Genomic DNA, 20,547 nt, shown 5'->3' on the forward strand with positions numbered 1-20,547 from the left:
CCCTTGCCAGCGCAACCGTTTACCGCCAGACTATCGCCTCCAAACGGGAGGGAATCATGGCATTGCATTCCACGCGCTGGCTGGCGCTCAGTTATTTCACCTACTTCTTTAGTTACGGTATTTTTCTGCCCTTCTGGAGCGTCTGGCTCAAAGGTCTTGGGCTAACGCCGGAAACCATCGGTCTTCTGCTGGGCGTGGGTCTGGTCGCGCGTTTTCTCGGTAGTCTGCTCATTGCGCCTCGCGTAAGCGATCCTTCGCGGTTGATCTCCGCGCTGCGTGTACTGGCATTGCTGACGCTGGTATTTGCGCTGGCATTTTGGGCAGGAACGCATGTCGCGTGGCTAATGGTGGTAATGGTTGGGTTTAACCTCTTCTTTTCACCACTGGTGCCGCTGACCGATGCGCTGGCCAATACCTGGCAAAAGCAAATTACCCTGGACTATGGTCGGGTGCGGCTGTGGGGGTCCATCGCCTTCGTGATAGGGTCGGCGCTGACCGGTAAGCTGGTGAGTTTATACGATTACCAGGCGATTCTGGCGCTACTGACGCTCGGCGTCGCCTCGATGTTGCTGGGTATGTTGTTACGTCCCAGCGTGCCGCCGCAAGGGGAAAGTCGTCAGCAGGAGAGCGCAGGCTGGCCCGCCTGGCGTACGCTGGTGGCACAAAGTTGGCGTTTTCTCGCCTGCGTCTGTTTGCTGCAAGGGGCGCACGCCGCCTACTACGGTTTTAGCGCCATCTACTGGCAGGGGGCTGGCTATTCAGCATCGGCGGTCGGCTATTTATGGTCGTTGGGCGTGGTGGCGGAAGTGATCATTTTCGCACTGAGTAAAAAGCTATTCCGCCGGTTTAGCGCCCGCGACTTGCTGTTGCTTTCCGCTGTGTGCGGCGTGGTACGCTGGGGACTGATGGGCTGGAGTACGGCGTTGCCGTGGCTGATTGTGATACAAATCCTGCACTGTGGCACGTTTACCGTTTGCCATCTGGCCGCTATGCGCTATATCGCTGCGCGTCAGGGAAGCGAGGTGATTCGTTTGCAGGCCGTCTATTCCGCTGTGGCGATGGGCGGCAGCATCGCGATTATGACAGTATTTGCCGGTTTTCTGTATCAACATCTGGGCGGCGGCGTATTCTGGATTATGGCGCTGGTGGCATTGCCCGCTATCTTCCTTCGGCCCAAAGTGGTTGCCGCGTCATGATTCCAGGATCTTGCGGATCTGCTGCTGCTGGTGCTCTGTGAGGGTGCGATCCGCATGAATTAATGGCGGTGAGAAGAGCGGTAGCGGCGTGGCGTAAGGGGTAACAATCAGCGCTACGCCGCGCGGGCATCCCTCTTTTTGAAACGCCTGGAGCGATATCCGTCTGATATTCAGCGGCAACAGGGTCAGTTCACGCAGTTGCTGCTCAATATGCGTCTCCAGCGCATCATTTTTATCCGCTAACAATACGATCTGTCTCTCATGCAAATCGTTATCCTGCATCAGCCAGGCGCCGAAAATCACTGCCACCAGCCCCGTCTCTTCCTCGGAAAAGTGGATACCATATTCGGCTTCAAACCCGGCGAGCGCCTCACGTGTGGTGCGAACCAGACGCGGATAAAGACGGTTGAACTCTTCCGGAAGCGTATTATCGATGCCAATCGTGAATAAACTTCGGTTCAGCGCCTGGGCGAGATGGACATACAGCTGATCGTTAAGCCCTTGTTCGTCGCTGAAGCGTACGTTCCCTTTTTCTCGAAAGCGCAGCACCAGCCGCGCCACCTCCAGTCGCAGTTGCTGCGCCCGTTGATGCGTGTCGCGAATCGGGTCGGGGAGGCGAATCATTGAAAACAGTAACGCCATAAACAGCGCTTCATTGAGCGGTGCGGCCTGCATCACGTGGCGTTGCCAGTGACGACCAATTTCCTGGGCGAGTGGATATTCCGCGCACGACTGCGCCCAAATCTGCTGCACAGGGTTGAATTCCGGGGTGATGCCGGCATGGTGTTGTAGCAGACAATACTGTAAAAAGAGACGCAGGAACTGCACGTCGCGATGTTCAAATGGTTTTTGCAACCGGCGGGCGCACAGATTAATGAGCGCGTGCAGATTAATATCGTCATACAGCGGACGCGCGATACCGCGCTGCTTTAGCGCGTTTTTTAAGGCCGGGGTAAACTGTTGCGTGACGAAGGTCGGGCATAAACGCAGGCCGCGCCTGAGCCAGTGTAAAAGGCAAAGGCGCTGATCGAGTGCTGTACCTTCGATCCGATAGCAACCGTTCTGGCATGTTGTGATGGCAAGGCGATGATAGCGCTGGATCTCCAGGCTTGTCTCAGTGATATCCTCACGGGCAGTATCATCATCAACGCCATTAAGCGCGCTGAAGATTTCCACCGTGGCAATTGGCTCCGGCTGGAAAAGCGTCAGCAATACCTGACAGCGGCGCTGGGGAGCGGAAAGTACAGATGGTGGGGCAATTGTCGGCATCATCTGTCAGGTCTCCCGTTAGTTTGTCTGGTAAGGATAGCTAAAGTTTGCGTGTGAAAAATGTGATAAGCGTGCTTTTAGGCCAGGAATGCTGAGGAACGTCACAGAATTTTTATCGCGAGGAACAGATGAAGCCAGTGAAACGCAGCGCCTTAACACTATTTCTTACCGTTTTATCTTTCGTGGCGGCGGCGCATCCGCACAGCTTCATCCGTCTGCAAACGCAGGTGGTCAGTGAAAATGAGCAATTTGTGGCGTTAAAAATGCGCTGGACAATGGACGCGCTGACGTCCGCAGATCTGCTGTATGACGCCGGAAACGCGGCACCGGGGTCAGAAATATGGAAAAAGTTGGCGGCGGAAGTGATGGCTAACGTACTTGGGCAGCACTACTTTACAGAAGTGTGGCGCAATGGCGCGAAAGTGAAGTTTAAAAACAGGCCGACAGAATACGGTATGACGCGTGACGCGCATCAGGCGGTATTGACCTTTACGCTACCGCTGGCTGAACCGCAGCCGTTAAGCGGACAGACTTATACCTTTTCAACGTTTGATCCCTCTTATTATGTCGATATGCATTATGACCAGGACAGCGATATCACGATGCCGGAACCGCTGCGCGAAAAGTGTCGGATTCAGGTTTATACTCCTGCGCCCGGCGAAGAGACGCTACGTTTCGCCCAGTCGCTGGATAAAGAGGACGCGCCGCCGGAGGATATGGATTTAGGTAAACAGTTTGCCCAAACGGTGACCTTGCAATGTCAGTAATTTTTTCTCAACGCACTCCGGGGCGACGCTGGCTCTCGCTGTGGCCATTGGCGTTATTCCTGCTGCTGATGCTGGTTGGCGGTCTGTGGATATGGCAGGCCTGGCCGCAGGTGATGTTGAAAAGCGCTCTTTGGCAGCGGGACGTAAATCAGCAGTTGAGCGCGCTGCTTAATGCGGTGGCGACGCATCCTGAGCGGGCGGGCGGATCGTTGCTTCTGCTGAGTTTTATGTATGGCGTGCTTCATGCGCTGGGGCCGGGACACGGCAAAGTGGTGATCGCGACATGGCTGGCGACGCATCCTTCGAAGCTGAAATCAAGTATCGTGTTAACCCTCGCCGCCGCGTTATTACAGGGGTTCGTGGCTATCGGGTTGGTGGTGGGCGTGCTGACCGTATTGCAACTTCCGGCCAGGCAGCTCCATCTGAGCGGTTTCTGGCTGGAAAAGGGGAGCTATGCGTTAGTTGGCGGGCTGGGCATCTTGCTGTGCTGGCGGGCCATAAAAAGGTTACGCGCGCTGCTACGTAAACCTGTCTTTATCGCTTTTACGCCGCGCCATGTTCACCATGAAAAATGCGGCTGCGGACATCAGCATCTACCGACGCAGGAACAATTGCATAGCGGCGATGACTGGCGCGCGCGACTCATGATCGTACTGTCTATGGGGATGCGGCCCTGTTCCGGCGCGATAATGGTGCTGTTATTCAGTAAAGTGATTGGCGTTTTTAGCTGGGGAATGGCGTCGGTACTGGCGATGGCGGCGGGAACCTCGCTAACGATTACCTCGCTGGCGTTGCTGGTACACACTTTTCGTGCTCTGGCGGTGAAGCTCAGTGGAAACAAAGCGCCAGCGTTATGGCGGCAGGTAGGCTGGTCAACGCTGGCGCTGGCCGGAGGGGTCATGCTGCTTGTCGCGGCGCTGGTCATGTGGTTTAGCGTGCCGCAGCCTGTGGGCGGGCTGCGGCCATGGCGTGGTTGATTAGTGTCCGGCGGGTTTGAGATGCATCCGCGCGACGGATTCGTCTTCGGCCCAGTAAATGCGTTCGGCGACCATCGCTTCCGGATTGAGCTGAACGCCGCGCAGTACCCGTTCTTTAAAACGCAGATAGCCGCCTTTGTCGATCAGATGGCCCATATGTAGATAGATTGGTTTTCCGCCGAGCATCTCTTTTTCAAATTCATACAGGTTAACGATCACCTGCTTTATCACATCTTCAGTCACCCAGTTGAGGAAGAGCTTGCCGACGCGCGGCGTCTTTTTACTGGTGCGTCCGCCCAGACGGACTTGCCAGAGCTGATCCGGCTTACGTTGCCAGGCCAGCGTCGGACAGGCCAGCACGCACTCGCCGCAGCCGATACAGGCGGACTCTTCTTTGACCGCTTTGCCGTTCTTCAGCGCCAGGCAGCCTACCGCGTGGTGACTACAGGCCTTCACGCAGGCGCCGCAACCGATACAGCGATCGGCAGTGAAGCGCATTTTCGCCACGCCAATAATTCCCAGATCGGCCATTGACGCCTTCGCGCAATCATTCGGGCAGCCAACAATGACCGTTTTGAGATGATAAGGGCTGGGATAGACCAGTTTTTCAAGACGACGGGACAGACCGGTCGTGTCAGTGTTGGCTTTCTGGCAAATGCGGTTCCCCTGACAGGCGACAATATTTCGCCCGCCAATAGCGAGATAGCCCGCTTTGGTATCCTCAACCTGGACGTCGCACAGTTCTATTTCAATCTCGCGAAGAAACGGCTCCAGCGCAGTGTTCACGTTGTCGATATCTTCGTAACGGATACCCGGCATCGCCAGCTTCTGGCGGGTAGTGAGGTGAATTTGTCCGTTGCCCCAGGTTTCGGCGATGTCACGTGCCACCGTTAGCAAATGCGCGGGCAAAATACCGCCGGGAATGCGGACGCTGATCATGGCTTCGCCGCGCACTTTTGACAGGCGATATTCGTTTTTCGCACGGGCTTTAATGATATCAATATCAATGCTCATGATGTTCTCCTTAATCGGCAAAACGTTGCGCGACGGCGTAGTTAAATATCGGGCCGTCGGTGCAGACATACACTTCGCCCATACGGCAGTGGCCGCACTTCCCGACGGAGCAGGCCATCCGGCGTTCGTAGTCCACCCAGATTTGCTCCGGCTTGAGCCCTTTTTGCAGCAGCATTTTTACGGTAAAGGTAATCATTATTGGCGGCCCAACGACGATGGCCTGCATAGTGTCGATATCGCTAAGCGTCATGTCGGCAAGCCGATCGGTCACCCGGCCAATCTGGTAACGGTCATCAGCCTCGCCTTCATCCAGCGTGAGCACCAGATTATGTTTGCCGCGCCACGTCGCCATTTCTTCTTTGTACAGCACGCAATCGCGATTTTTATAGCCGAGAATCATATCCAGTTGACCAATTTCCTGGGGATTCTCAACGAAATAGCGCATTAAGCCTTTCACCGGCGCGACGCCCGTGCCGCCTGCGACAACCAGTAAGGGTTTATGGCGCAGCGTATCGACCGGATAGCCATTGCCATAGCAGCCGCGTAGCCACACGTTGTCGCCTTCTTTCAGCGTAAAGAGGGCGCTGGTCACTTTTCCGACATTACGGATCAGCAGATCTATCCAGCCGTCGCCGTAGTCGGAAACGGAGATGGGCGCTTCGCCGACGCGCGGCAGCGACACCTCAACAAATTGCCCCCAGTGCGCGGGAAAATCGACGGCCACGCGGAAATTCCACTCCAGCGGCGTGTGGCGAGTAATACTGAGGATGCGGTACGCCGCAGGCAGCAAACTGTGCTGCGGTTTATCATGACAGGAACAATGTGACATGCGTTATGCCTCCTCTGCCAGTGCCTGCCGAACGGCAGCGGTCATTTTATTGATAATCAAAGAAAATTTGATGTATTGCGGGCAGCGATCGTCGCAGCGGCCGCAGCCGACGCACATATGTTCAATGCCGTTGCGCGCTTTGTAGTCATTGACCTTATGCAGGGCGCGGTAGCGCAGACGCTCGCCGGGTTTTTCGCGAAAACCATGACCGCCGGCCATGTCGCTAAAGCCCGGCACCATGCAGCTTGCCCACTGGCGACGGCGTTCGCCGCGCTGCGGATTTTCATCATAGGCGACGTCAAAGACGCTATAGCAGGTACAGGTTGGGCACCCGGTAGTGCAGCGGCCACAACTGATGCAGCGGCTGTCGTAGGCGTCCCATAGCGGATGGTGGGTGAGAATGTCGCGAATTTTTTGCGGATCGTGGCAAACGCTGTCCGGCGTGACGACGGTTTCCCGGTTTTCGCTGACGAAAGAGGGGGTATAGTCAGCCTCCTGCCCCAGCCCTTGTATCGCCGCCTCGATAAAGGGATCGCGGATGCTGACAAGCGCGCCCTCATCGCTAAAACGCATGGCGGCGCTATAACAGTCAGTTTTATTGGTACCCATTGAGACGCAGAAACAATTTTCGAAGCTTTCTTCACACTCAATAAGGACGAAACGAATATGCTCCCGTAGCAGTTGATAACTGTAATCGGAATTATTCCCATTTGATAAATACATATAATCCAGCCGCGACATGGCGTTAATGTCGCAGGCGCGGGCAAAGATGATTATCGGGGAGGTGTCTGTCTCGGCAATTTGAATGGTGTCTTTATCGAAATAAAAGAGCGTTTCGGTGATAGGGGCGATAATGGTATTCGGCGACATGTGCGATTTCTCGTGCCAGATGAGATCGCGCCAGCCGCTAATCCGTTGATAAATAATGTTGTCAGTGTCGGAAAAACGCCCGCCGCGAAACTCTGCGGACGGGGCAAACACGCGCCATTTTTTGTTTAATCGCTGGATAAGCAAACTAAACTCGTCAGGCGTAATTTTGATAGCCATCACATACTCCACAGTAATATTCAGGAAAAACAAATGAAAATAAATTGTTATAAAAATCAGTTGAATATTACTGTTACGCTAGCGCTAATCCACCGCCTTCGCTAACGGGAAAAAATGGTTTTTACTATCGGTATAATAAATATATTCTTAATCATAAAATATGCATATATACAGCGTCGCGCTATTTAGCGGATAGCGCGGTCTGAATAAATTTAATCATTGCATCACGGTAAAGGTTTGCATAACGTCCGGAAAAAGCATCAATGTGATCGCCGTCAGGAATGAAGATTTTTTGTTTGGGCTCCCGGGCGAGGGCATACAATTTCTCACTGTCCTGCCAGGGAATAACATGGTCTGCCGTGCCATGAAGAATCAATACCGGAATGGGGCTGACGCTGGCAATATTGCGATCCGCGCTATAGCGGTCATCAAGCAAATAGCCGCAGCCCGGGATCATCTGGTTGGCGATGGAGGAATAGGATAAAAACGTTGAGTCGAGGATAATCGCACGTATGCCCGCCTGGTCGGCGTAGCGCATATTTGCGCAGCCTACGCAGTGGCCTACGGCGGCCAGTACATTATTGCCGCCCAGGCTCTGTCCCAGCAGTACCAGGCGCTCGGGGTTAACGTCGGCGCGATGCCGCACATAATCTATCGCGCTTTTCGTATCGTCCAGTAGCCCCTCTTGTGATGGGGTACCCTCAGATTCGCCAAAACCACGGTAATCAAACATAAACAGGTTTACGTTGCGTTCTGGCAGCCAACTGACTAACGGCCAGTGCGCCGACATATTTCCGGCGTTGCCATGGACATGAATCACCGTCGCGACGGCGTTTTCCGGCCTGCCGAAAGCAGTGGGAATAAACCAGCCGTGCAGATGCGTGCCATCTTTGGCGGTAAAGGTAATGGATTCAGCTTCGGCAGGGGTTGGCCCATAGACTTTATTGTCCGGGTAATAAAAGGCATTGATCGCTACGCGGGGTAGCAGATAAATACAGACCACAATGATAAACAGAATAAAAAGGGATTTGACGATGCGTCGGGTATGTTGAAGGGTCATGTTCGCTTCCTTGCCGCTTTATGCCAATAGCGGAGCAGGGAGCGATCGTACAAAAACATGCAGGCAAGTAAAGCGATGAGGCTGTGTTTAGGAAAAACGCCTGAAAAGGCACGGCGGATGAGTGGCCCCATCCGCCGAAGAGACTTAGCGCTTCAGCGCATCGCTCAGTTCGTCGCGCATATTCGCCAGCATGGCTTTAACGACGCGCGGATTCCCCGCCACGATATTACCGGTCATCATGTAGTTATGGCCGCCGGTGAAATCGCTGACGATACCGCCCGCTTCACGAACCAGCAGTTCGCCTGCGGCGAAATCCCACGGACGAAGGCCAATTTCAAAGAAACCATCGACACGACCTGCAGCCACATAAGCCAGATCCAGCGCGGCGGAACCGGTGCGGCGGAAATCGGCGCATTCGGTGAACAGCTTGCCGATAATATTAATGTAGGTGGTCGCGTATTGTTTGGCTTTGAACGGGAAGCCGGTAGCGAGAATAGTGCCGTCCAGATCGCGAGCGGTACTGCCGCGCAGACGATAGCCGTTGAGCTGTGCGCCCTGACCGCGGGTGGCGGTGAACAGTTCGTTACGCATCGGATCGTAAACGACAGCCACTTCAGTACGGCCTTTAATGCGTACGGCAATGGAAACGGAGAAGTGTGGCAGACGTTTGATGAAGTTGGTGGTGCCATCCAGCGGATCGATAACCCATTGAACATCCTGATCTGTGCCAACGTGCTCACCGCTTTCTTCGGTGATAATAGTGTGTTGCGGGTAAGATTTGCGAATGGTGTCGATAATTACCGCTTCAGCGGCCTTATCTACATTGGTCACAAAATCGTTACTGCCTTTTTGGCTCGCTTCTACAGCGTCCGGAGTTTCATAGTTTTTGGCAATTACATTACCCGCCTTGCGCGCTGCGCGCACGGCGATGGTCAGCATCGGATGCATCGGTCTCTCTCACTGGATGTTAAAGAACGGGAAAACGGCGCAGAGTATAGCAGCGAGATCGGAATCTGTCTTGGTTTTATGGTAAGATGTCAGAATAATCTTTAGCTGAAGAAAGACAATGCTGCAAAACATTCGAATTGTGCTGGTGGAAACCTCCCACACCGGCAATATGGGCTCTGTGGCTCGCGCTATGAAAACCATGGGCTTAACTAACCTGTGGCTGGTAAACCCGTTGGTGAAACCGGACTCCCAGGCCATCGCCCTGGCGGCAGGCGCCAGCGATGTGATCGGTAATGCGCAGATCGTCGATACGCTGGACGAAGCGTTGGCTGGCTGTAGCCTGGTGGTCGGCACCAGCGCCCGCTCCCGCACTCTGCCGTGGCCGATGCTTGATCCGCGCGAGTGCGGCTTAAAAAGCGTGGCGGAAGCGGCAAATACGCCGGTTGCGCTGGTTTTTGGTCGTGAGCGTGTCGGGCTGACTAACGATGAGTTGCAAAAATGCCATTATCACGTCGCGATTGCCGCTAACCCGGAGTACAGCTCGTTGAATCTGGCGATGGCGGTACAGGTCATCGCGTATGAAGTCCGCATGGCCTGGCTGGCGACGCAGGAAAACGGCGACGCGGCAGATCATGAAGAGACGCCGTATCCGCTGGTGGACGATCTTGAACGTTTCTACGGCCATCTGGAGCAGACGTTGCTCTCCACTGGCTTTATTCGCGAAAACCATCCGGGGCAGGTGATGAATAAATTGCGCCGTCTGTTTACCCGCGCCCGCCCGGAAAGCCAGGAGTTGAATATTCTGCGTGGGATTCTGGCGTCTATTGAGCAGCAGAATAAAGGCAAGTAACCGCGTTAATGCCGCACGGAACGCTAAATACCTGACTAATTTACTCAAGTAAATAGTTGACCAAATTACTCGGGAATGTCAGACTTGTCCCTGCTATGCAATACCCCCATTTTACAATAAAAAACCCCGGGCAGGGGCGAGTTTGAGGTTAAGTAAGACATGAGACTGACATCTAAAGGGCGTTATGCCGTGACCGCAATGTTAGACGTTGCGCTCAACTCCGAAGCGGGCCCGGTACCGTTGGCTGATATTTCTGAACGTCAGGGGATTTCCCTTTCTTATCTGGAACAGCTATTTTCCCGTTTACGTAAAAACGGTCTGGTTTCCAGCGTACGCGGGCCGGGCGGCGGTTATCTGCTGGGTAAAGATGCTGGCAGTATCGCGGTCGGCGAAGTGATCAGCGCGGTTGATGAATCCGTTGACGCGACCCGTTGCCAGGGCAAAGGCGGCTGCCAGGGCGGCGATAAATGCCTGACCCATGCGCTGTGGCGTGATTTAAGCGATCGCCTGACCGGTTTTCTCAACAATATTACCTTAGGCGAGCTGGTGAATAACCAGGAAGTTCTGGATGTGTCTGGTCGCCAGCACACGCATGACGCGCCGCGCGCCAGCGGTCGTGCGCAGGACGCTATCGACGTTAAATTACGCGCTTAATTAAAATATTACGCCATCTCTTCTGGCGGCCTCATGCGGTGAATGCCGCGGTCGTCTGAAGGATGAAGCGTAAAAAAGAATTCAGAATCAGGCCGGGACGCGGACGTCCCGTCAACACGGTCGTACATCCAGCCGGTTGCCTGATTCCTTGCATTGAGTGATGTACGGAGTTTAAGAGCAATGAAATTACCGATTTATCTCGACTACTCCGCAACCACGCCGGTGGACCCGCGTGTTGCCGAGAAAATGATGCAGTTTCTGACCCTGGACGGAACCTTTGGGAACCCGGCGTCTCGTTCACACCGTTTCGGCTGGCAGGCTGAAGAAGCCGTCGATATCGCCCGCAACCAGATTGCTGAACTGGTCGGCGCCGACCCGCGTGAAATCGTCTTTACCTCAGGGGCGACGGAGTCCGATAACCTGGCGATTAAAGGCGCTGCCAACTTTTATCAGAAAAAAGGCAAGCACATCATCACCAGCAAGACCGAGCACAAAGCGGTGCTGGACACCTGCCGTCAGCTTGAGCGCGAAGGGTTTGAAGTGACCTACCTGGCGCCGCAGCGCAACGGCATCATCGATCTCAACGAGCTCGAAGCAGCGATGCGTGACGACACCATTCTGGTTTCCATCATGCACGTGAACAACGAAATCGGCGTGGTGCAGGATATCGCGACCATCGGCGAAATGTGCCGCGCGCGCGGTATCATCTACCACGTTGACGCCACCCAGAGCGTGGGCAAACTGCCTATCGACCTGAGCCAACTGAAAGTGGATCTGATGTCCTTCTCCGGTCATAAAATTTATGGCCCGAAAGGCATTGGCGCGCTGTATGTGCGTCGTAAGCCGCGTATTCGCATTGAAGCGCAGATGCATGGCGGCGGGCACGAACGCGGTATGCGCTCTGGTACTCTGCCTGTCCACCAGATCGTCGGCATGGGCGAAGCTTACCGTATCGCGAAAGAAGAGATGGAGACCGAAATGGCCCGTCTGCGCGGTCTGCGTAACCGTCTGTGGAACGGCATCAAAGATATTGAAGAAGTTTACCTGAACGGCGACCTTGAGCAGGGCGCGCCAAACATTCTCAACGTGAGCTTTAACTACGTTGAAGGCGAGTCGCTGATCATGGCGCTGAAAGACCTGGCGGTCTCTTCCGGTTCCGCCTGCACCTCCGCCAGTCTGGAACCGTCCTACGTGCTGCGCGCGTTGGGCATGAATGACGAGCTGGCGCATAGCTCTATCCGTTTCTCTTTAGGTCGTTTTACCACTGAAGAAGAGATCGACTACACCATTGATCTGGTTCGTAAATCCATTGGCCGTCTGCGTGACCTTTCTCCACTGTGGGAAATGTACAAGCAGGGTGTGGATCTGAACAGCATCGAATGGGCACATCATTAATCGGTATCGGAATCAGGAGAATTTATAATGGCTTACAGCGAAAAAGTAATCGATCACTATGAGAACCCGCGTAATGTAGGGTCGTTTGACAACAACGACGATAACGTGGGAAGCGGCATGGTTGGCGCTCCGGCCTGCGGCGACGTCATGAAGTTGCAGATTAAAGTTAACGATGAAGGTATCATTGAAGACGCGCGCTTCAAGACTTACGGCTGCGGTTCCGCTATCGCCTCCAGTTCTCTGGTAACGGAGTGGGTGAAAGGAAAATCCCTGGACGAAGCGCAGGCGATTAAAAACACCGACATTGCAGACGAACTGGAGCTGCCGCCGGTGAAAATTCACTGCTCTATTCTGGCGGAAGACGCGATTAAAGCCGCTATTGCGGATTACAAAAGCAAACGCGAAGCGAAATAAAATAGAACGTTAACATTGAGGTTTTGTTATGTCGATTACACTTAGCGACAGTGCAGCAGCGCGAGTTAATACCTTCCTGGCCAACCGTGGTAAAGGGTTTGGTCTGCGTCTGGGCGTGAGAACCTCCGGCTGCTCAGGTATGGCTTATGTACTGGAATTTGTTGACGAGCCAACGGCGGAAGACACCGTGTTTGAAGACAAAGGCGTTAAGGTAGTGGTTGACGGCAAGAGCCTGCAATTTCTGGACGGTACACAGCTGGACTTCGTAAAAGAAGGTCTGAACGAAGGGTTTAAATTCTCCAACCCGAATGTGAAAGATGAGTGTGGTTGCGGCGAAAGCTTCCACGTGTAACCGTGTTCCGCTGTTATACCGAGCATTCGTGCTGTAGAAAAGCGGCAAGCGAGTGAATCCCCAGGCGCTTACTTGAGTAAATGACTGGGGGAACCCGCGCAGACAACGCATCTGCGGCGCGAAGTAAGAAGGTATAACCCCACCGTGGTCGCCTGCGTGTGGGGTTTGTTCTGACAGGCTATCCCTGAGAATGTTATGGATTACTTCACCCTCTTTGGCTTACCAGCCCGTTATCAGATTGACACCCAGGCGCTGAGCCTTCGTTTTCAGGATCTGCAACGCCAGTATCACCCTGACAAATTTGCCAACGGCACTCAGGCGCAGCAGCTTGCCGCCGTTCAGCAATCCGCCACGATCAACCAGGCCTGGCAAACGCTGCGTCACCCTTTGACGCGCGCGGAGTATCTGCTTTCCTTACACGGGTTCGATCTGGCCAGCGAGCAACATACGGTACGCGACACCGCGTTTCTGATGGAACAACTCACGCTTCGCGAAGAGCTGGACGATATCGAACAATCAAAAGACGACGTGCGGCTGGAAAGCTTCATCAAACGCGTACAAAAGATGTTTGATGCTCGTCTTCAGCAAATGGTGGAACAGTTGGACAACGCCGCGTGGGACGCGGCGGCGGATACGGTGCGCAAACTGCGGTTTCTCGATAAACTGCGAAGCAGCGCAGAACAACTCGAAGAAAAGCTGCTCGATTTTTAACTGGAATCTAACATGGCCTTATTACAAATTAGTGAGCCTGGTCTGAGCGCCGCGCCGCATCAGCGTCGTCTGGCGGCGGGCATCGACTTAGGCACTACCAACTCTCTGGTTGCGACGGTTCGCAGCGGCCAGGCGGAAACTCTGCCTGACCACGAAGGGCGCCACCTGTTGCCTTCAGTGGTTCACTATCAGCAGCAGGGCCATACGGTCGGTTACGCTGCGCGTGACAATGCCGCGCAGGATACGGCCAACACTATCAGCTCTGTGAAACGCATGATGGGACGCTCGCTGGCGGATATCCAGGCGCGCTATCCGCATCTGCCTTACCGGTTTAAGGCAAGCGTTAATGGGCTGCCGATGATTGACACGGCGGCTGGATTGCTCAATCCGGTACGCGTATCGGCTGATATTCTCAAAGCGCTGGCCGCGCGGGCTAGCGAATCGCTCTCCGGCGAGCTGGATGGCGTGGTGATTACCGTTCCCGCCTATTTCGATGATGCCCAACGTCAGGGGACGAAAGACGCCGCGCGGCTGGCAGGCCTGCATGTACTGCGCCTGCTCAACGAACCGACGGCGGCGGCGATTGCCTACGGTCTGGACTCAGGCAAAGAAGGCGTTATTGCTGTTTACGATCTCGGCGGCGGTACCTTCGATATCTCTATTTTACGCCTGAGCCGCGGGGTGTTTGAAGTGCTGGCGACGGGCGGTGATTCTGCGCTCGGGGGCGACGACTTTGACCATCTGCTGGCGGACTATATTCGCGAGCAGGCGGGAATTGCCGATCGTAGCGACAATCGCGTTCAGCGCGAACTGCTGGATGCCGCGATTGCGGCGAAAATCGCCTTAAGCGATGCCGATACCGTTCGCGTTAATGTTGCGGGCTGGCAGGGGGAGATCACTCGCGAGCAGTTTAACGATCTCATTTCCGCGCTGGTTAAGCGCACGCTATTGGCCTGCCGTCGCGCATTGAAAGATGCCGGCGTTGAGCCCCAGGATGTTCTGGAAGTGGTCATGGTCGGCGGTTCGACCCGTGTACCGCTGGTGCGTGAGCGGGTGGGCGAATTTTTTGGCCGCACGCCGTTAACCGCTATCGACCCGGATAAAGTGGTCGCTATTGGCGCAGCGATTCAGGCCGATATTCTGGTCGGCAACAAGCCGGACAGCGAAATGCTGCTGTTGGACGTGATTCCACTCTCTCTTGGGCTGGAAACGATGGGCGGCCTGGTGGAAAAAGTCATTCCGCGCAACACCACTATCCCGGTGGCGCGCGCGCAGGATTTCACCACCTTCAAAGACGGCCAGACCGCGATGTCTATCCATGTGATGCAGGGCGAACGCGAACTGGTGCAGGACTGCCGCTCGCTGGCGCGCTTTGCGCTGCGCGGGATTCCGCCGCTGCCGGCGGGCGGGGCGCATATTCGCGTGACCTTCCAGGTAGACGCTGATGGCCTGTTGAGCGTCACCGCAATGGAAAAATCCACCGGCGTCGAGGCCTCCATTCAGGTCAAACCTTCCTATGGCCTGACCGATGGCGAAATCGCCTCGATGATCAAGGATTCCATGAGTTTTGCCGAGCAGGACGTGAAAGCGCGTATGCTGGCGGAGCAAAAAGTCGAAGCCGCGCGCGTGCTGGAAAGTTTGACCGGCGCGCTAACTGCCGACGCCGCGCTGTTAAGCGCCGCAGAACGTCAATGCATTGATGATGCCGCCGCACATTTAAGCGCGGTCGCACAAGGCGATGATGTTGACGCCATAGAACAAGCCATTAAAAACGTAGATAAACAAACCCAGGAATTTGCCGCTCGCCGCATGGACCAGTCGGTTCGTCGCGCGTTGAAAGGCCATTCCGTAGACGAGGTTTAACATGCCGAAGATTGTTATTCTGCCTCATCAGGATCTTTGTCCGGATGGCGCAGTTCTGGAAGCTGAGACCGGTGAAACCATTCTTGACGTTGCGCTGCGCAACGGCATCGAGATTGAACACGCCTGTGAGAAATCGTGCGCCTGCACCACCTGTCACTGTATTGTACGTGAAGGCTTCGACTCCTTGCCGGAAAGTTCGGAAGAAGAAGACGATATGCTGGATAAAGCGTGGGGGCTGGAGCCGGAAAGTCGACTGAGCTGCCAGGCCCGCGTTACCGACGACGATCTGGTTATCGAAATTCCACGTTACACAATCAACCATGCGCGTGAGCATTAACAGAGGGTAGTATGGGACTCAAGTGGACCGATAGCCGTGAGATCGGCGAAGCGTTATACGACGCATATCCTGATGTCGATCCTAAAACCGTTCGTTTCACCGATCTGCATCAGTGGATCTGCGAACTGGACGATTTTGACGACGACCCTAACGCATCCAATGAAAAAATTCTGGAGGCGATTCTGCTAGTCTGGTTGGATGAAGCAGAGTAAGTCAAATAACGGGCTGCCCTACGGCGGCCCGTTTGCTAATAAGGAAAATAACAATGACAGAAGCCATGAAAATTACGCTTTCCACGCAGCCTGCCGATGCGCGCTGGGGCGATAAAGCCACTTACAGTATTAATAACGACGGTATTACCTTGCATCTTAACGGTAAAGACGATCTGGGATTGATCCAGCGTGCGGCGCGTAAAATCGACGGCCTGGGAATAAAACAGGTCGCGCTGACAGGCGAAGGATGGGATATCGAGCGTTGTTGGGCATTCTGGGCGGGTTACAAAGGACCAAAAGGCGTCCGTACCGTAATGTGGCCGGATTTAGACGATGCCCAACGTCAGGAACTGGATAACCGCCTGACCATTATTGACTGGGTGCGTGACACCATTAATGCTCCGGCGGAAGAGCTTGGGCCGGAGCAACTGGCGCAGCGCGCAGTGGATCTGCTGTGCAGCGTCGCGTGCGATAGCGTCACTTACCGTATCACCAAAGGCGAAGATCTGCGCGAGCAGAACTATATGGGGTTGCATACCGTAGGCCGTGGTTCTGAGCGTCCGCCGGTGCTGCTGGCGCTGGATTACAACCCGACGGGAGACAAAGATGCGCCGGTTTATGCCTGCCTGGTCGGTAAAGGTATCACCTTTGACTCCGGCGGCTACAGTATCAAACAAAGCGCTTTTATGGACTCAATGAAATCCGATATGGGCGGCGCGGCGACAGTAACGGGCGCGCTGGCGTTCGCCATTACCCGTGGGTTGAATAAACGCGTAAAACTGTTCCTGTGCTGCGCCGATAATCTGATCAGCGGCAATGCGTTTAAACTGGGCGATATTATTCGCTACCGTAATGGTAAGAATGTCGAAGTCATGAATACCGATGCGGAAGGGCGACTGGTGCTGGCAGATGGTCTGATTGACGCCAGCGCGCAACACCCACAGCTAATCATTGATATGGCGACGTTAACCGGCGCGGCGAAAACGGCGCTGGGTAACGACTATCATGCGCTATTCAGTTTTGACGATACGCTGGTGGGGCGCTTGCTGACCAGCGCGGCGCAAGAGAATGAACCGTTCTGGCGTCTGCCGCTGGCGGAGTTCCACCGTAACCAGCTGCCGTCTAACTTTGCGGAACTGAACAACACCGGCAGCGCGGCGTATCCCGCCGGGGCAAGCACTGCCGCGGGTTTTCTGTCGCACTTTGTTGAAAATTACCGCGAAGGCTGGCTGCACATTGACTGTTCCGCCACTTATCGCAAAGCGCCGGTTGAGCAGTGGGCTGCCGGGGCAACCGGTCTGGGTGTGCGCACCATCGCGAATTTGCTGACCGCCTGAACGGTGTTTTTGTAGGCCGGGTAAGCGAAGCGCCACCCGGCATTTTGCCTGATGGCGACGCCGTGCGTCTTATCAGGCCTACAACCCATATACATAATTTGTGATTCCTATGTCCGAAACTAAAAATGAATTAGAAATCTTGCTGGAGAAAGCGGCGACTGAGCCCGCGCATCGTCCGGCATTTTTCCGTACCTTACTGGAGTCCACCGTCTGGGTGCCGGGCAGCGCTGCCGAAGGCGAGGCGATAGTGGAAGACAGCGCTCTGGATTTGCAGCACTGGGAAAAAGAAGACGGCACGACCGTCATTCCCTTCTTTACTTCTCTGGAGGCGCTGCAGCAGGCCGTGGAAGACGAACAGGCATTTGTGGTGATGCCGGCGCGCACGCTGTTTGAAATGACGCTTGGCGAAACGCTATTCCTCAACGCTAAATTGCCGACCGGCAAAGAGTTTATGCCGCGTGAAATCAGCCTGCTTCTCGCTGAGGAAGGCAGTCCGTTAAGTACGCAGGAAGTGCTGGAAGGCGGCGAGTCGCTTATTTTATCCGAAGTGGCCGAGCCGCCGTCGCAGATGATTGATTCCCTCACTACGCTGTTTAAAACCATCAAATCGGTGAAACGCGCGTTTCTCTGCGCGATTAAAGAACATGCGGACGCCCAGCCCAATCTGCTGATTGGCATTGAGGCTGACGGCGAGATTGAAGAGATCATTCACGCAGCGGGCAATGTGGCGACCGACACGTTACCGGGTGACGAACCGATCGATATTTGTCAGGTGAGGAAGGGCGAGCAGGGTATCAGCCACTTTATCACCGAGCATATCGCGCCGTTCTACGAGCGCCGCTGGGGCGGGTTCCTGCGCGATTTTAAACAGAACCGCATCATCTGAAGAAAAGAAAGCCGCCCAACAGGGCGGCCTCCTGGCTTACCTGCTCTGGACGTTGAGCGTTACGGGAACAGAATTACCTGGGTAGCTTCTGTCTGCGTGAAGACACAACGTGCCAGAAACAAGAAGCACGACACAAAAGCATCGTACCTTCATGTTGCGGTTCTTGCGAAGACCGCATCACGGCAGCACCGCTGGCGATAATGCCGTGATAGCAGGCACTACGGTGTGCCTGCGCTTACGGCCATGGGTTATCCTCTCCTGAAGCCAGCGCCCGTTTGCGAGACGGCGGAAAGGGCCGGGAAAGATAATACCTCAAATGTTGAATAGTTTCCTGATAAATTATATTGACATTTGCTCCCTTAAAAGGGAGTATTAATCCCCTACGGTGTGCCTGCGTTGCTATGGCAACAAAGCCTGCTGGAAAGGCCGCGAACCGGACCAGCACAAAAAAACCGCTCAATTGAGCGGTTTTTTTGTGGCCTGCTTAAACCGAATTTATGTAGATTCGTTTTAAATCAGCCTGAACGGTAGGCCGGATAAGCGTGAGCGCCACCCGACATCATGTCGATTAATCGACGAGCGCGTCCAGTTTTGCCCAAAACGCCTCATGATAATCCTCCAGGTCAAGTAAAGCGGCATCGCGTTTTTCATTCATTTTTTGCTGTGCCTTCCATTGCGAAAGATGTAAATCCTCTTCGGTAAAGCCAATGTCTTTAGCGCCCGAAATAATATTATAGAGATATTCCACCAAGGAAGACTCCGCCAGCCAGAACTCATTACGTTCCATGCGGGCAATAGGGTATTCGCCGTTGGCATCCCGTTCTGTGATATAGATAAAAATGGCCTGATCGCCGACATGATCGATACGAATTAATGCCGGAAGACGGGGATCGTTACTCCAGACAGGCATCAGATCTTCAATATCAATACCTGAGCTATCCATGCCAGCGCCGTAATACGCCTCTTCATCAGGAGAGTAAGAATGTATTACTCCCTCTTTATCAATAGATCTTTGTAATGTTTCAATCACAGGCATATTATAATTGCTAAGTAGATCGCGGTCGTAGGCCAGTAGCGCCTTCAGGCTTTCAGGTAACTCAGTGGTTTCCGTATTTTGCGGATCGCGATACTTACGCACTCGCAGACGACTTATTTCCTCGGCAGACATAGGAGTAGGTACCTTATTACGGTTAATCTTTTTAACCAACTCAATTAAATTAGCGAGTGAAATATCCATTTTCCATCCTTAAAAATTATATTTACAGGAGTTATTTTCCGGTGAAAACCAAAACAGCGGTGATGATACTCCTTATACCCGGCGTAAAGTATTTACCGATAAAAAATAGGATTTTATTAAGAGAAAATAATGCCCGTTTGCAGGACAGCGGAAAACAGCTGAATAAAAACAATGTCTGTAGATCGTTTTACATCAGCCTGAACGGTAGGCCGGATAAGCGTGAGCGCCATCCGGCATGGCGGATATTAAGCGGGTTCAACCGGTAAATCGGTACGCGCGCCCCATTCGCTCCACGCGCCGTCGTAAAGCGTGACGTCAGGCACATCCAGCGTGGCGAGCGCCAGCACCACGACCGCGGCCGTCACGCCGGAACCGCAGCTGGCGATAATCGGTCTGTCGAAACTCACGCCGTGGCTGAAAAAAACCTCATTCAGTTCGTCAGTGGTCTTTAATTCGCCCTCATACACCAGTTCCGTCCACGGGACGTTTAGCGCGCCAGGAATGTGTCCGCGCCTCAGTCCCGGACGCGGTTCATCAGCCTGAGCGTTAAAACGCGCCGCCGGACGCGCGTCAACGATTTGCGCGGTTTTTTCATGACTTGCCAGCAATACGTCGGTGAGACGCACCACGGCTTGCGGCGCGAATTTCGCCTCAAACTCGCCTCCTTCATGCGCTTCCTCGCCTTCGCGCAATAGCCATTCGTCGCGCTGCCAGCCCGCCAGTCCGCCCGCCAGAATGGACACTTTCTCGGCACCGAACGTGCGCAGCATCCACCATGCCCGCGGAGCGGAAAACAGATTGCCTTCATCGTATATGACCAGGTGTTTATCCTGACGAACACCCAGTTCACGCATGGCCACCGCAAACGCTTCCGGGCGCGGCATCATATGCGGCAACGGCGATGCGCGATCGGAAAGCGCTTCAATATCAAAAAACAGCGCGCCGGGAATATGTCCGGCGCGATATTCGCCCGCCATATCACGATGTTCCTGTCCTGGCGGCGCCATACGGGCGTCAAGAATCTGTATTTCCGGATCATCAATATGTTCGGCAAGCCAGTCGGCGGCGACAAAAAAGGCGGTGGTCATGGGCATCTCCATTGTTACCTGATTATGATCAAATTGTCGGACGTTTCCCGAAAAGGGACAAGTAGAAGAGGCTGTTTTGGCTGGCGAAACCACATTTCTGCGTA

The 20,547-nt window shown here is 54.3% G+C and carries 24 protein-coding genes; 15 read left to right on the forward strand and 9 right to left on the reverse strand.

Annotation, left to right across the window (positions count from 1 at the left end; genetic code table 11):
• Positions 1-56: 56 nt before the first annotated feature.
• Entirely contained in the window at positions 57-1,196 is a 1,140-nt protein-coding gene (locus J4650_RS08735; protein WP_001173729.1) for a 3-phenylpropionate MFS transporter, read from the forward strand.
• On the opposite strand, the gene csiE is transcribed toward J4650_RS08735, so the two are convergent.
• Positions 1,191-2,468, reverse strand: a complete 1,278-nt coding sequence (gene csiE, locus J4650_RS08740; protein WP_000982963.1) for a stationary phase inducible protein CsiE — start codon at positions 2,466-2,468, stop codon at positions 1,191-1,193. The two genes, J4650_RS08735 and csiE, sit on opposite strands and share 6 nt — an antisense overlap.
• 125 nt (positions 2,469-2,593) lie before the next feature.
• Here csiE and J4650_RS08745 point away from each other — a divergent pair, with 125 nt between their 5' ends.
• Positions 2,594-3,232 (forward strand): DUF1007 family protein, encoded by a 639-nt coding sequence (locus tag J4650_RS08745; protein WP_023993586.1) that lies wholly within the window; start codon positions 2,594-2,596, stop codon positions 3,230-3,232.
• Positions 3,223-4,209 (forward strand): nickel/cobalt transporter, encoded by a 987-nt coding sequence (locus J4650_RS08750; RefSeq protein WP_023993587.1) that lies wholly within the window; start codon positions 3,223-3,225, stop codon positions 4,207-4,209. The genes J4650_RS08745 and J4650_RS08750 overlap by 10 nt, the downstream gene beginning before the upstream one ends.
• Here the strand turns inward: J4650_RS08750 and asrC are convergent, their stop codons facing one another.
• From asrC to suhB, 5 genes are all read right to left on the reverse strand, one after another.
• On the reverse strand, positions 4,210-5,223 hold the full coding sequence (asrC, locus tag J4650_RS08755; protein ID WP_023993588.1) for a sulfite reductase subunit C: 1,014 nt from the start codon (positions 5,221-5,223) through the stop codon (positions 4,210-4,212). It lies immediately after the preceding gene.
• Positions 5,224-5,233: 10 nt separating this feature from the next.
• On the reverse strand, positions 5,234-6,052 hold the full coding sequence (asrB, locus tag J4650_RS08760) for an anaerobic sulfite reductase subunit AsrB (protein ID WP_000017587.1): 819 nt from the start codon (positions 6,050-6,052) through the stop codon (positions 5,234-5,236).
• A 3-nt stretch (positions 6,053-6,055) separates the two neighbouring features.
• Positions 6,056-7,099 carry an anaerobic sulfite reductase subunit AsrA gene (gene asrA, locus J4650_RS08765; protein WP_000985204.1) on the reverse strand — a complete coding sequence of 348 codons (1,044 nt, stop codon included), beginning with the start codon at positions 7,097-7,099 and terminating at the stop codon, positions 6,056-6,058.
• Between the two features lie 181 nt (positions 7,100-7,280).
• Complete coding sequence (locus tag J4650_RS08770) at positions 7,281-8,159, reverse strand: alpha/beta hydrolase (RefSeq protein ID WP_023993589.1); 879 nt, start codon at positions 8,157-8,159, stop codon at positions 7,281-7,283.
• A 144-nt stretch (positions 8,160-8,303) separates the two neighbouring features.
• Positions 8,304-9,107 (reverse strand): inositol-1-monophosphatase, encoded by an 804-nt coding sequence (gene suhB / locus J4650_RS08775; RefSeq protein WP_000553473.1) that lies wholly within the window; start codon positions 9,105-9,107, stop codon positions 8,304-8,306.
• A 118-nt stretch (positions 9,108-9,225) separates the two neighbouring features.
• Here suhB and trmJ point away from each other — a divergent pair, with 118 nt between their 5' ends.
• From trmJ to sseB, 11 genes are all read left to right on the forward strand, one after another.
• A complete protein-coding gene (gene trmJ / locus J4650_RS08780; RefSeq protein ID WP_000940032.1) occupies positions 9,226-9,957 on the forward strand; it encodes a tRNA (cytosine(32)/uridine(32)-2'-O)-methyltransferase TrmJ in 732 nt (243 codons plus the stop codon).
• Positions 9,958-10,116: 159 nt separating this feature from the next.
• The gene (iscR, locus tag J4650_RS08785; protein ID WP_001241346.1) at positions 10,117-10,611 is read left to right on the forward strand and encodes a Fe-S cluster assembly transcriptional regulator IscR; all 495 of its coding nucleotides are present in this window, start codon (positions 10,117-10,119) and stop codon (positions 10,609-10,611) included.
• Between the two features lie 180 nt (positions 10,612-10,791).
• Positions 10,792-12,006 carry a cysteine desulfurase gene (gene iscS, locus J4650_RS08790; protein ID WP_000775263.1) on the forward strand — a complete coding sequence of 405 codons (1,215 nt, stop codon included), beginning with the start codon at positions 10,792-10,794 and terminating at the stop codon, positions 12,004-12,006.
• A 27-nt stretch (positions 12,007-12,033) separates the two neighbouring features.
• Positions 12,034-12,420 carry a Fe-S cluster assembly scaffold IscU gene (gene iscU / locus J4650_RS08795; RefSeq protein ID WP_000331704.1) on the forward strand — a complete coding sequence of 129 codons (387 nt, stop codon included), beginning with the start codon at positions 12,034-12,036 and terminating at the stop codon, positions 12,418-12,420.
• A gap of 28 nt (positions 12,421-12,448) precedes the next feature.
• Positions 12,449-12,772: an iron-sulfur cluster assembly protein IscA gene (gene iscA / locus J4650_RS08800; RefSeq protein WP_000028952.1), complete on the forward strand. Its 324-nt coding sequence runs from the start codon at positions 12,449-12,451 to the stop codon at positions 12,770-12,772.
• 195 nt (positions 12,773-12,967) lie between these two features.
• Positions 12,968-13,483: a co-chaperone HscB gene (gene hscB, locus J4650_RS08805; RefSeq protein WP_000384398.1), complete on the forward strand. Its 516-nt coding sequence runs from the start codon at positions 12,968-12,970 to the stop codon at positions 13,481-13,483.
• A gap of 12 nt (positions 13,484-13,495) precedes the next feature.
• On the forward strand, positions 13,496-15,346 hold the full coding sequence (gene hscA, locus J4650_RS08810; protein WP_001196653.1) for a Fe-S protein assembly chaperone HscA: 1,851 nt from the start codon (positions 13,496-13,498) through the stop codon (positions 15,344-15,346).
• Position 15,347: 1 nt separating this feature from the next.
• Entirely contained in the window at positions 15,348-15,683 is a 336-nt protein-coding gene (gene fdx, locus J4650_RS08815; protein ID WP_001124466.1) for an ISC system 2Fe-2S type ferredoxin, read from the forward strand.
• 11 nt (positions 15,684-15,694) lie between these two features.
• Positions 15,695-15,895, forward strand: a complete 201-nt coding sequence (gene iscX / locus J4650_RS08820; RefSeq protein WP_000523621.1) for a Fe-S cluster assembly protein IscX — start codon at positions 15,695-15,697, stop codon at positions 15,893-15,895.
• A 53-nt stretch (positions 15,896-15,948) separates the two neighbouring features.
• Complete coding sequence (pepB, locus tag J4650_RS08825; protein WP_023993590.1) at positions 15,949-17,232, forward strand: aminopeptidase PepB; 1,284 nt, start codon at positions 15,949-15,951, stop codon at positions 17,230-17,232.
• 109 nt (positions 17,233-17,341) lie between these two features.
• Positions 17,342-18,118 (forward strand): enhanced serine sensitivity protein SseB, encoded by a 777-nt coding sequence (sseB, locus tag J4650_RS08830; protein WP_023993591.1) that lies wholly within the window; start codon positions 17,342-17,344, stop codon positions 18,116-18,118.
• Positions 18,119-18,154: 36 nt separating this feature from the next.
• On the opposite strand, the gene timP is transcribed toward sseB, so the two are convergent.
• The gene (gene timP / locus J4650_RS22800) at positions 18,155-18,271 is read right to left on the reverse strand and encodes a small toxic inner membrane protein TimP (protein WP_242617172.1); all 117 of its coding nucleotides are present in this window, start codon (positions 18,269-18,271) and stop codon (positions 18,155-18,157) included.
• Positions 18,272-18,686: 415 nt separating this feature from the next.
• Positions 18,687-19,355, reverse strand: coding sequence for a DUF5066 family protein (locus J4650_RS08835; protein ID WP_023993592.1), 669 nt, complete (start codon positions 19,353-19,355; stop codon positions 18,687-18,689).
• Between the two features lie 41 nt (positions 19,356-19,396).
• Between J4650_RS08835 and J4650_RS08840 the strand changes: the two genes are divergently transcribed.
• The gene (locus tag J4650_RS08840) at positions 19,397-19,621 is read left to right on the forward strand and encodes a hypothetical protein (protein WP_001535525.1); all 225 of its coding nucleotides are present in this window, start codon (positions 19,397-19,399) and stop codon (positions 19,619-19,621) included.
• On the opposite strand, the gene sseA is transcribed toward J4650_RS08840, so the two are convergent.
• Positions 19,601-20,443, reverse strand: coding sequence for a 3-mercaptopyruvate sulfurtransferase (gene sseA, locus J4650_RS08845; protein ID WP_000205241.1), 843 nt, complete (start codon positions 20,441-20,443; stop codon positions 19,601-19,603). The genes J4650_RS08840 and sseA overlap by 21 nt on opposite strands.
• Positions 20,444-20,547 lie beyond the last annotated feature (104 nt).

It is taken from the genome of Salmonella sp. 32120201201600049SM (genome assembly GCF_017572835.1).
Taxonomy (GTDB): domain Bacteria; phylum Pseudomonadota; class Gammaproteobacteria; order Enterobacterales; family Enterobacteriaceae; genus Salmonella; species Salmonella enterica.

Coding starts and splice junctions, on each gene's coding strand:
- J4650_RS08735 (WP_001173729.1), top strand. CDS start 57: ATGGCATTGCATTCCACGCGCTGGCTGGCGCTCAGTTATTTCACCTAC.
- csiE (WP_000982963.1), bottom strand. CDS start 2,468: ATGATGCCGACAATTGCCCCACCATCTGTACTTTCCGCTCCCCAGCGC.
- J4650_RS08745 (WP_023993586.1), top strand. CDS start 2,594: ATGAAGCCAGTGAAACGCAGCGCCTTAACACTATTTCTTACCGTTTTA.
- J4650_RS08750 (WP_023993587.1), top strand. CDS start 3,223: ATGTCAGTAATTTTTTCTCAACGCACTCCGGGGCGACGCTGGCTCTCG.
- asrC (WP_023993588.1), bottom strand. CDS start 5,223: ATGAGCATTGATATTGATATCATTAAAGCCCGTGCGAAAAACGAATAT.
- asrB (WP_000017587.1), bottom strand. CDS start 6,052: ATGTCACATTGTTCCTGTCATGATAAACCGCAGCACAGTTTGCTGCCT.
- asrA (WP_000985204.1), bottom strand. CDS start 7,099: ATGGCTATCAAAATTACGCCTGACGAGTTTAGTTTGCTTATCCAGCGA.
- J4650_RS08770 (WP_023993589.1), bottom strand. CDS start 8,159: ATGACCCTTCAACATACCCGACGCATCGTCAAATCCCTTTTTATTCTG.
- suhB (WP_000553473.1), bottom strand. CDS start 9,107: ATGCATCCGATGCTGACCATCGCCGTGCGCGCAGCGCGCAAGGCGGGT.
- trmJ (WP_000940032.1), top strand. CDS start 9,226: ATGCTGCAAAACATTCGAATTGTGCTGGTGGAAACCTCCCACACCGGC.
- iscR (WP_001241346.1), top strand. CDS start 10,117: ATGAGACTGACATCTAAAGGGCGTTATGCCGTGACCGCAATGTTAGAC.
- iscS (WP_000775263.1), top strand. CDS start 10,792: ATGAAATTACCGATTTATCTCGACTACTCCGCAACCACGCCGGTGGAC.
- iscU (WP_000331704.1), top strand. CDS start 12,034: ATGGCTTACAGCGAAAAAGTAATCGATCACTATGAGAACCCGCGTAAT.
- iscA (WP_000028952.1), top strand. CDS start 12,449: ATGTCGATTACACTTAGCGACAGTGCAGCAGCGCGAGTTAATACCTTC.
- hscB (WP_000384398.1), top strand. CDS start 12,968: ATGGATTACTTCACCCTCTTTGGCTTACCAGCCCGTTATCAGATTGAC.
- hscA (WP_001196653.1), top strand. CDS start 13,496: ATGGCCTTATTACAAATTAGTGAGCCTGGTCTGAGCGCCGCGCCGCAT.
- fdx (WP_001124466.1), top strand. CDS start 15,348: ATGCCGAAGATTGTTATTCTGCCTCATCAGGATCTTTGTCCGGATGGC.
- iscX (WP_000523621.1), top strand. CDS start 15,695: ATGGGACTCAAGTGGACCGATAGCCGTGAGATCGGCGAAGCGTTATAC.
- pepB (WP_023993590.1), top strand. CDS start 15,949: ATGACAGAAGCCATGAAAATTACGCTTTCCACGCAGCCTGCCGATGCG.
- sseB (WP_023993591.1), top strand. CDS start 17,342: ATGTCCGAAACTAAAAATGAATTAGAAATCTTGCTGGAGAAAGCGGCG.
- timP (WP_242617172.1), bottom strand. CDS start 18,271: ATGAAGGTACGATGCTTTTGTGTCGTGCTTCTTGTTTCTGGCACGTTG.
- J4650_RS08835 (WP_023993592.1), bottom strand. CDS start 19,355: ATGGATATTTCACTCGCTAATTTAATTGAGTTGGTTAAAAAGATTAAC.
- sseA (WP_000205241.1), bottom strand. CDS start 20,443: ATGACCACCGCCTTTTTTGTCGCCGCCGACTGGCTTGCCGAACATATT.